This window comes from Methanoculleus chikugoensis (assembly GCF_900095385.1).
Classification (GTDB): Archaea; Halobacteriota; Methanomicrobia; order Methanomicrobiales; family Methanoculleaceae; genus Methanoculleus; species Methanoculleus chikugoensis_A.
Map to the genome: position 1 here is coordinate 77,730 of NZ_FMID01000055.1, position 8,630 is coordinate 86,359.

The 8,630-nt window shown below is 65.8% G+C and carries 7 protein-coding genes; all 7 read left to right on the top strand.

The window, feature by feature from the left end; genetic code table 11:
• Positions 1-45: 45 nt before the first annotated feature.
• Entirely contained in the window at positions 46-318 is a 273-nt protein-coding gene (locus L21_RS13930) for a hypothetical protein (RefSeq protein ID WP_143727293.1), read from the top strand.
• Positions 319-431: 113 nt separating this feature from the next.
• On the top strand, positions 432-1,340 hold the full coding sequence (locus L21_RS11550) for a hypothetical protein (RefSeq protein ID WP_256713153.1): 909 nt from the start codon (positions 432-434) through the stop codon (positions 1,338-1,340).
• Positions 1,341-1,385: 45 nt separating this feature from the next.
• The gene (locus L21_RS11555; RefSeq protein WP_074370612.1) at positions 1,386-2,831 is read left to right on the top strand and encodes a thioredoxin-like domain-containing protein; all 1,446 of its coding nucleotides are present in this window, start codon (positions 1,386-1,388) and stop codon (positions 2,829-2,831) included.
• Between the two features lie 72 nt (positions 2,832-2,903).
• Positions 2,904-3,497 carry a fasciclin domain-containing protein gene (locus L21_RS11560; RefSeq protein ID WP_074370613.1) on the top strand — a complete coding sequence of 198 codons (594 nt, stop codon included), beginning with the start codon at positions 2,904-2,906 and terminating at the stop codon, positions 3,495-3,497.
• A 67-nt stretch (positions 3,498-3,564) separates the two neighbouring features.
• Positions 3,565-4,125: a nucleotidyltransferase domain-containing protein gene (locus tag L21_RS11565; protein ID WP_083608978.1), complete on the top strand. Its 561-nt coding sequence runs from the start codon at positions 3,565-3,567 to the stop codon at positions 4,123-4,125.
• Positions 4,112-4,528 carry a HEPN domain-containing protein gene (locus tag L21_RS11570; RefSeq protein WP_074370614.1) on the top strand — a complete coding sequence of 139 codons (417 nt, stop codon included), beginning with the start codon at positions 4,112-4,114 and terminating at the stop codon, positions 4,526-4,528. Before L21_RS11565 ends, L21_RS11570 begins: the two co-directional genes overlap by 14 nt.
• 119 nt (positions 4,529-4,647) lie before the next feature.
• Positions 4,648-8,469: a bifunctional RecB family nuclease/DEAD/DEAH box helicase gene (locus L21_RS11575; protein ID WP_074370615.1), complete on the top strand. Its 3,822-nt coding sequence runs from the start codon at positions 4,648-4,650 to the stop codon at positions 8,467-8,469.
• The last annotated feature ends 161 nt before the right edge of the window (positions 8,470-8,630 follow it).

The window sequence follows — 8,630 nt, forward strand, 5'->3', positions numbered from 1 at the left end:
GACACAATAAATGTCCGGCAGCCGGGGAGCATCTTAGGGTACGACATGAGATCACCCGGCGACAGCGATCCGCTGAAGAGTAACCCCGATGCTCAATATCCCGAGGCACGGGAGAGGAGGATGAATACGCTGCACGATGGCGCAACAGGAGGCTTGCTGCTGCAGGACGAGATGAAGCCGCAACGATGGGGTTGCCCTTCATGCATGTACTACGACCCCGGGTGCGCCTACTGCACCTACATCCACGCTCCCGTGGACGTGCTGTTCGTCTGCCCGCAGGTTCTCGACAGGCGCAGAAGGCCGGGGCCTGCACAGTAGGGCTACGCCGTTCGTCCGGCAATAACTCCGGCGGCCTCGCCTGCCCTCGCCGGCGCGCGGCAAAAGGAGACGAAACGGGATCGGATCCCCAACGTTTTTGTAGGCCGCCTGCCATGACAGAAGCCGCCATGCCGGGTGCTGACTACATCTACCCGAACGTCACGGAAGCAGCCCAACGGGGCGGGTTCCTCGAACGCTGGCACCTCGCCGAACCGCTCGGGTGTAGATACATCGAGATCCCCGCCGACTTCATCAAGAACCAGACGGAGGTTGAGCGGACGGGGCAGGAGATCGGGTCGATGCTCACCAGATCCTCCGTCGAACTCCTTTACGAGCAGGATGCGGCTCTTCCGGGCACCCTCAGGTATCTCCTGCACACCGAGCCGGCCATCCCCCGGAGAACCCCGCACGGCCGGCAGGCGACGGCTGGCCTGCGGTGGCGCGATCCCGACTGGGTAGCCGGGTTCGGGGATATGCTCCTTGAAATCGAGGACGTCCTGGGTATTCCTCCGGAGATCATCGAGATACACCCCGGCGACCGGAGGAACACCCACGCCGATATCGTCGCGGGGATGCACGCCCTGATCGCCGCCCACTGGAACGCCTTCGGGGCGGAACCGCTGGTGCTGCTCGAGCACCATAAAGACCAGAGCATCTCCACGGGGAGCCAGATGCGGTCGTTCTGGGCGGTGCTCAAGGATCTTCATCCCGAGATCGCCGGGCTGGCCGGGATAGCGCTCGACCCCTGGCACCTCCACGCCGCGACGGGAGAGGAGTTCCCCGGATCGCTCGGCGAGGTTCCGCTCGATGCCCTGCAGGCGTTTCATATCCATAACGATCTCCGCCCTCCGTCGGTCGCCGACGGGTTGCCCTGGCCGCAGGTCTTCGAGGTGATCGGCGACGTAAAGACGCCCCGCATCAAACCCGTGGTCTACCAGAAGAGCAGGGTGCCGGGGGCGATTGCCTTCTGCGAGGAGATGCTCGCCGCGCCGCGGGCAGTGTACGCGGGGCCGCCGGCGTGAGATCCCCGCCAACATTCATAACCTCAAAATGCCACAGGGTGTCGCATGACACCGATAGCCGCGCCTGAGTTCCCCCACGATCTCGAGTGGCACAACGTCGACCGCCCTCCCGTCGTCCGCGATCTCACCGGCAGGGTGGTGCTGCTCTCCTTCTTGACGTTCACCTGTTCGAACTGTATGCGACTGGCGCCGGATCTCCGGCGGCTCGAGGAGAGGCATCCCGGGCTGGTGGTCGTCGAAGTGCATTACCCCGGGTTTGAATCCGCCGCGGTCGGCGGGAACTTCCGGGAGGCCGTGCGCCGCGCCGGGCTGGAGCATCCCGTCGCCATCGACCGCGATCGCCGGCTCTGGCAGGCCTTCGGGATCCGGGATTGGCCGACCTTCGTCCTCATCGACCCGGGAGGAAACGTGGTCGGGAAGACCGCCGCCGAAGGGCTCTACGGGAGGCTCAGCCCGAAGATCGACCGGATGACGGCGGAGTTCGGAGCGCAGGGTCTGATCGAGAGAGGACGGCTGTCGCCGGGAGCCGCACGGGAGACGAGCCTGTATCGTCCCGGAAAAATTGCCGCGGACAACGTCGGGATGCGTCTCTTCATAAGCGATACCGGTCATCACCGGATCGTCGTCGCCGGCGCTGACGGAAAGATCCTGGAGACGATCGGCTCCGGGGCTGCCGGAGACACCGACGGATCGTTCGGTGAAGCCGCATTCTACCTGCCGGAGGGGCTTATATTCGACGAGGAGGAGGGCGTTCTCTACGTTGCGGATACCGGCAATCACACGATCCGCCGGGTCTCCTGGACGGAGCGGGAGGTCGCGACGGTCGCCGGGACGGGGCTTGCCGCCCTGTCATCCGGCGGGCCGGGAACCGAGACCGCGCTGAACGCACCGCGGGATCTCGCGCTGCTCGGCGGTCATCTCTACATCGCGATGGCGGGGGCGAACCAGATCTGGCGCATGGATCTCGCCACCCGTGAGGTGGAGCCGTATGCCGGGTCGGGACGGGAGGGGCTGGCCGACGGGCCGCTCGGGAAGGCCGTCTTCGCCGGGCCTGCCGGCATAGTCACCGACGGCGAGGCGCTCTACATCGCCGACAGCGGGGCTTCGGCAATCCGCCGCATCAAGCGGGGGATGGTCGAGACCCGTATCGGGCACGGCCCGGACGATTTCGGCGATCTCGACACCATCACCCGGATGGCGCGCATCCATCACCCGACAGGCATCGCCTACCGGGACGGGTCGCTCTACATCGCCGACACCGGCAACAACAAGATCAAACAGTTCGACCTTGAGACCGGGTGGGTCCTCACCCGGGCAGGGGACGGCGACCACGGCGACCGGGACGGGCTCTCGGGTGACGCGAGGCTGAACGAGCCGGGCGGTCTCGCCGATCTCGGGGGGCTCTGGTACATCGCCGATACCGGCAACCACACCGTCAGGGTCTATGACCCGGTTCACCACGTCGTCTCGACCCTGACGCTCTGGAAATAGGCGTTCCGGGAACAGTAATTTATGTAGGGGCAACGAGAGAGGAGGGGGAGTATCCAGTCTCCAGGGGAGACCATGCGAACGAATTATGCACTCTGCATAACCGCTCTGGCGATCGGGGCGGCGGTTCTCATCTGCGGCTGCACCGGCCTGCCGGGAGACGGCGACCCGAACCGGACAGACGAGACGGCGATCGTCGAGAACCTGACGGCTGATGAGGTGCTGGCCCGGGACGGCAACTTCTCGGCGTTCATCCAGGCGCTCGATGCCGCCGGACTCAGGGGGACGCTCGCCGGACCGGGACCCTACACCGTCTTTGCTCCCACGGACGAGGCGTTCAGCCGGCTTCCGGAGACCACGAGGGAAGAACTCTTCGACGACCCGAAGGGCAACCTCGCGGAGACCCTGCTCTACCACATGGCCCCGGGGAGGTATGCGACGGCAGAGATCGCCGCAAACGATACCGTTCCAACCGTCCAGGGCAGTCCGATCGCCGTCGACGCCGCCGGCGGGAACGTGACGGTGGGCGGTGCACGGGTGATCCGGAGAGATATCCCTGCCGCGAACGGCGTCATCCATGCCATCGATGCGGTCATGATCCCGCCGGACGTGATCCTATTGCCGGCAGACGAGACCGCCGTGAACGTGACGGAGAACTCGACCGGGTGAGGGGCGGTCCGGTCCCGCACCGGAGCGCCGTATACATTATATATACGATTGTATACAATATGTATTCGTGCTCGAACGGCTCATTCCCTCCAAGACCCGGGTGAAACTCCTAACCCTCTTCCTCCTGAACCCGGAGCGCGAGATCTATCTCCGAGAGGTTCAGCGGATGACCGGAGAGAACCTCAACGCTGTCCGGCGGGAACTCGCAAACCTCGAGGAGATTGGCCTCCTGACGAGTACCCGCCGCGGCAATGCGCGGTACTACGTGGTAAACAAGAATTTTCCGATCTACCACGAGTTGACCGCTATCATCCTCAAGACCGAAGGTGTGGCAAAGGTCGTACGAGAACGCCTCGCCGGCGTCGGCGGCGTCGATACCGTCTTCATCTTCGGCTCCTTCGCCAGCGGAAAGGCTGGTGCGACAAGCGACATCGACCTTTTCATCGTCGGGGATGTCGATGAAGACCTCCTGATCCCCGTCGTCCGGGAGACAGAAGCAGCACTTGGAAGAGAGATAAACTATGTTCTCTTCCCGAGAGAGGAGATGGATCAGAGGATCGCCGAGGGCGATCCGTTCGTCATGAACGTGCTCAACGAACCAAGGGTGATGCTGATTGGCGAAGGTTGAAGACCTGGAGCGACAGGGGCTGATCAGGAAACTCCCTCCGGATCCAAAGGCGGTGGAGAACGCTATCGGCCTGGCGCACAGGGATGTCTCGGTTGCGAAAAACGCCCTTGCCAGTAACGCCGATTGGGCTTATACGATCGCGTATAACGCCATGTTACAGGCCGCAAGGGCGCTTATGTTCTCAAAGGGCTACCGCCCGGCAGGAAACAACCAGCATACCACGGTAGTCCAATTTGCCGCGCAGTTCCTCAACAATGAGAGCGTGGACGCCCTTGATCGGATGCGGAGGAGGCGACACACCGTGGTCTATGATATGGCAGGCACGGTCTCGCAACTGGAGGCAGAAAATGCCGTCTCTCGTGCGGAATCTTTTCTCAGTGCCGTTGAGGATCTTCTCCGTTGACGGTGATCTCGACCTGCCCCCATATGCCATGCCGATAACAAAAAAACCCGAATACCAACCATTTTCCCGCGGCGGCACAAACAGATGAGTCATAACGGGGGCTTCCCCCGGGTTCTTACATGCCACGCTTCAACCTCAGCCCGTCGCTCATCGGTCGGTTCTTCTACCACGACTGCGAACGCTACCTCCGCTACCACGCGACCCCGGAGCCGGAGCGCCCCGGAGCCGGTATCCCGGCGACCGCGATCGATACGAGCCCGGTGACGCGAGCCCTCCTTGATGCCGGCATCCGGTGGGAAGAGGAGGTGATCCGGACGAAACTCACGGGCAGGGTGCGGCTCCCGGACGGGGCGGGGCCGATCTCTGAGAGGTCGTTCTCCATCGAGGAGAGTTTCAACCTCCTCCCCCGGCTCTCCCCGGGCGAGGCAATCTACCAGACGACTATCCCGGCCTCGATTCACTTCCTGAAGAACTACGGCCTCGACCCCGGGGTGCACCGGTTCTCCCCCTGCCGCCCCGATCTCATCAGGGCCGATGAAGAAGGGTCTCTCCAGATCATCGACATCAAAGCCAGCGAAGAACTCAGCGTCAGCCACCGGATCCAGGCGACGCTGTACGTCCTGATCCTCGACCACGCCCTGGACCTGCTCGGGCTCAAACTCCCGGTCGACCGGAACCGCGCGGGGATATGGCTCTACGGGGAGGACGAACCGGAACCCTTCGACCTCTCCCTCAACAGACGGGTGATCGAGGAGTTCCTCCGCCACCGCCTCCCGGGCATCCTCGCCGCCCCTCCGGAGGACGTGCCCTGGCACCTCACGTCGCGGTGCGAGTCCTGCGAGTTCTACGCCCACTGCCGTGCCGAGGCAGAAGCCTCCTCCTCGGTCTCGCAGATCCCGGGCCTCTCGTCCGGCGGGCGGCGCTACCTCCGCGAAGCCCCGTGGGACGGCGGGCTCCCGATCAACGCGCTCTCCGACCTCGCCGAACTCCTCCGCGATCCGGAGAGCGATGGCTACCTCGACAACTGCGGGTCGCTCGCCGGGCAGGGCGACCGCCTGCGGGCGACCGTCCGGGCGCTCACGACGGGAGAGATCGTTTCGCTCGCCGCGACCTCGCTTGCCCTCCCCGTCTACGAGGATATCGCCATCGTCCTGACCATCCAGAAAGACCCCGTCTCCGGCCGGGTATACGCCCTCGGGTTCCGGCGGAGCAGGGGCAAGGCGGTCTACGGGACGCCGTCGCACGAAGCAATCTATGTCGCGGAAGACCCCGGCGACTGCGCCCGGGTGCGCCGGGAGTTCGTCCGGGCTCTCGCTGCGGAACTCGCGGCCATCGACGACTACAACCGGGGCCGCGACTGGGCCGGGCAGGAGTCGGTGCAGACCTACGTCTACGACACCTACGAGGAGGAACTCTTCACCCGGCTGCTCGAAGAGGCGCTCGACGACCCCGTGAGCGCACAGGACGCTCTCAGGCTGCGGTTCTACTACCAGGACCCCGGCATCGCTCTCGGGTCGAGCCACCCGAGCGCGTCCGTCCCCTTCCCGATCGTCGTCCTGACAAGAGAGATCCGGCGGCTGCTCGCGCTTCCCGTCCCGTTCACCCTCCGCCTGCCCGAGGTCCTCGCGGCGATCCCCTCCTCCCGGTTCGCGTACCGGCTCGATCCGGGCTCCCTCTTCTGGAGCGAGCACGGCAACGCCATGAAGAGCGACGCCATCATGATGGCGTGGCACGGGAACCGGCCGGAGGCTCTCGACTGGGTCCGGCAGGAGGTCTCGCGCCGCCTGCTCGCCGCGGGGAGTGTCCTCGACGGACTCCGCGAACGGACGAAGGAGAGACTCGTGCGGTGGGCGGAGAAGTTCCGGTTCCCGGGCTCGTGGGAGGCCGCGACGCCGGAGATATCCCGCCTCCTCTTCATCGCGGAGTACGAGTCGACGATGGGTGCCCGGCAAGTGCAGGAACTGCGGAGCGGGCCGCGGACGGCAAGGGTCCGGGACGGCGTCAGCATTCCCCTCAAGAAGAGCGAGGGGAACTTCTGGAAGGTGCTCGCCCCCCTGGATCTCGCGCTCTTCGAGCAGTCGCGGGCGTTCAGTTACCTCCTCGTGCCGGACGACCCGGCGGGTGAGGAGGCGGAGCGGGCGTTCGACGACCTCCGCTACCGGGCGAGCCCGAACCCCGGGAACAGCGGGGTCTGTTTCGCGAGGGTCCGCGACACCATCGTCGACCGGACGGCCGGGGAGGTCAGGGGGCTCGTGCTGGAGGTGGCCTACCCCCGCGATCGCGCGCCATTTGCCGAGGGCGATCTCGCGGTGCTGCACCCCCGGTTCACGGACTTCACCGCCCCGCGCTACGTCGACCGCCTCCTTGCTCTCGACGAGCAGCCGGAGAACGACTTCATCCGCCTCCTCCGCGACCCGCGCGCGTTCGCCGCGCCGGTCTCCGAGCCCGGAGAGGTCGCCGCCGACGCCGGGCGGTTCGCCCGCGAGGCAGGGTTCACGAGGAGCCAGAATGCGGCGTTCTCCCACGTGACGGAGAACCGCCTGACCCTGGTCTGGGGGCCGCCCGGAACCGGGAAGACACATTTCCTCGCGACGGCGATCCTCTCGCTCGTCAAAGCCCGGCGGGCGCACGGGGAGCGGATCCGGGTGGGGGTTGCGGCGTTCACCCACGCGGCCGTCGAGAACCTGCTCGTCAAGGTGCAGGCCTCGGTCGATGAGTTCGGCCTCACCGCCGGCCTTCCGATCTACAAACTGAGGGATATCCGGACACCCGGCGGGGAGCGGTGCCTTGAGGTGCTGCCCCACGACCGGGCCGAGACCGTCGTCGGCTACCCCGCCCTCCTCCTCGGCGGGACGGTGCACGGGTTCGCAAAACTCGAGAAGTCACTCCCGTCCCTCGATCTCCTGATCGTCGACGAAGCGTCGCAGATGCGGGCGGCGGAACTCGCGATGGTGCTCCCGATGCTCGGGCAGGGCGGACGGCTCGTCCTCGCGGGGGACGACCTCCAGCTCCCGCCGGTCGTCCAGGGGGCGTATCCGGCACCGGATGACGGCCTCCCCGGGCTCGAGGACTCCGTCTTCGCCTACCTCCGGCACCGCGACGACCCCTCCCACCCCGTCTACACCTGCCAGCTCCAGGAGAACTGGCGGATGAACCGCACCCTCTCGGGGTTCCCGGCGGAGACGCTCTACGGCACCGGGTATGCTCCCGCAACCGGCGCGATCTCGGGGCAGCGGATCGCCCTCGCATCGGCTCCTCCGGGGGAGGAGTGGATGGAGTGGGCCATCGATCCGGCATACCCGCTTGTGCTCTGCGTCCTCGAGGGCGTCCGGACAACGGTGGAGAACCGGGTCGAGGCGGCGCTGGTCGCCCGGATGGCCGGGGCGCTCCGGGAGAGGCTCCTCGACCCCGGCCCGGGAGAACGGTATCCGGCGACGGAGGACGGCGACTACCGGTTCTGGCGGCACGGCCTCTTCATCGTCAGCCCGCACCACGCCCAGATAGGCGCCATCAAGAACAGTCTCGCCGGGGTGCGGGCCTGGAAGTACCCGCCGTTCGTGGACACCGTCGACAAGATGCAGGGGCAGGAGGCGGAGAGCGCGATCATCAGTTACGGCGTGAGCGACGTCGAGACCGCCCTTCGCGAGGCCGAGTTCATCTACAGCAGAAACCGCCTGAACGTATCGCTGACCCGGAGCCGGGCGAAGTGCGTGGTCTTCCTGCCCCGGCCGCTCTTAGAGCCGCCGCTTGAACTGGTGCAGAACGAGAAGGCGGCGACGGGGTTCCGTCACATGCTCGACCTGCAGGAGTTCTGCCGGGTGCACGGGGAGGAGCGGACGTTCGACCTCGACGGCGAGGCGGGCGTCCGGCTCACGGTGATGCGGGCGCGGGTGGAGGGAGGGGGCGAGGGGGTTCGCGCTGTGAGAACAAGAGCGTTCTAACGACTTCCTGCCCGAAAGGATAACTCCACGCATCTGTAGGCGTTTAAATCCTGAGATTGATCGATGAAATTGGTGTGGAGTCTGTAGAAAATCCATACACGGCTTTCCACCGGATATCGCCATTGGGGGAGGGGCTGACGGGGAGGGGGGAGCATCCCCCC

Excerpts from the sequence above, each read along its gene's own strand:
- L21_RS13930 (WP_143727293.1), top strand. The coding sequence starts at position 46 with ATGAGATCACCCGGCGACAGCGATCCGCTGAAGAGTAACCCCGATGCT.
- L21_RS11555 (WP_074370612.1), top strand. The coding sequence starts at position 1,386 with ATGACACCGATAGCCGCGCCTGAGTTCCCCCACGATCTCGAGTGGCAC.
- L21_RS11575 (WP_074370615.1), top strand. The coding sequence starts at position 4,648 with ATGCCACGCTTCAACCTCAGCCCGTCGCTCATCGGTCGGTTCTTCTAC.
- L21_RS11550 (WP_256713153.1), top strand. The coding sequence starts at position 432 with ATGACAGAAGCCGCCATGCCGGGTGCTGACTACATCTACCCGAACGTC.
- L21_RS11560 (WP_074370613.1), top strand. The coding sequence starts at position 2,904 with ATGCGAACGAATTATGCACTCTGCATAACCGCTCTGGCGATCGGGGCG.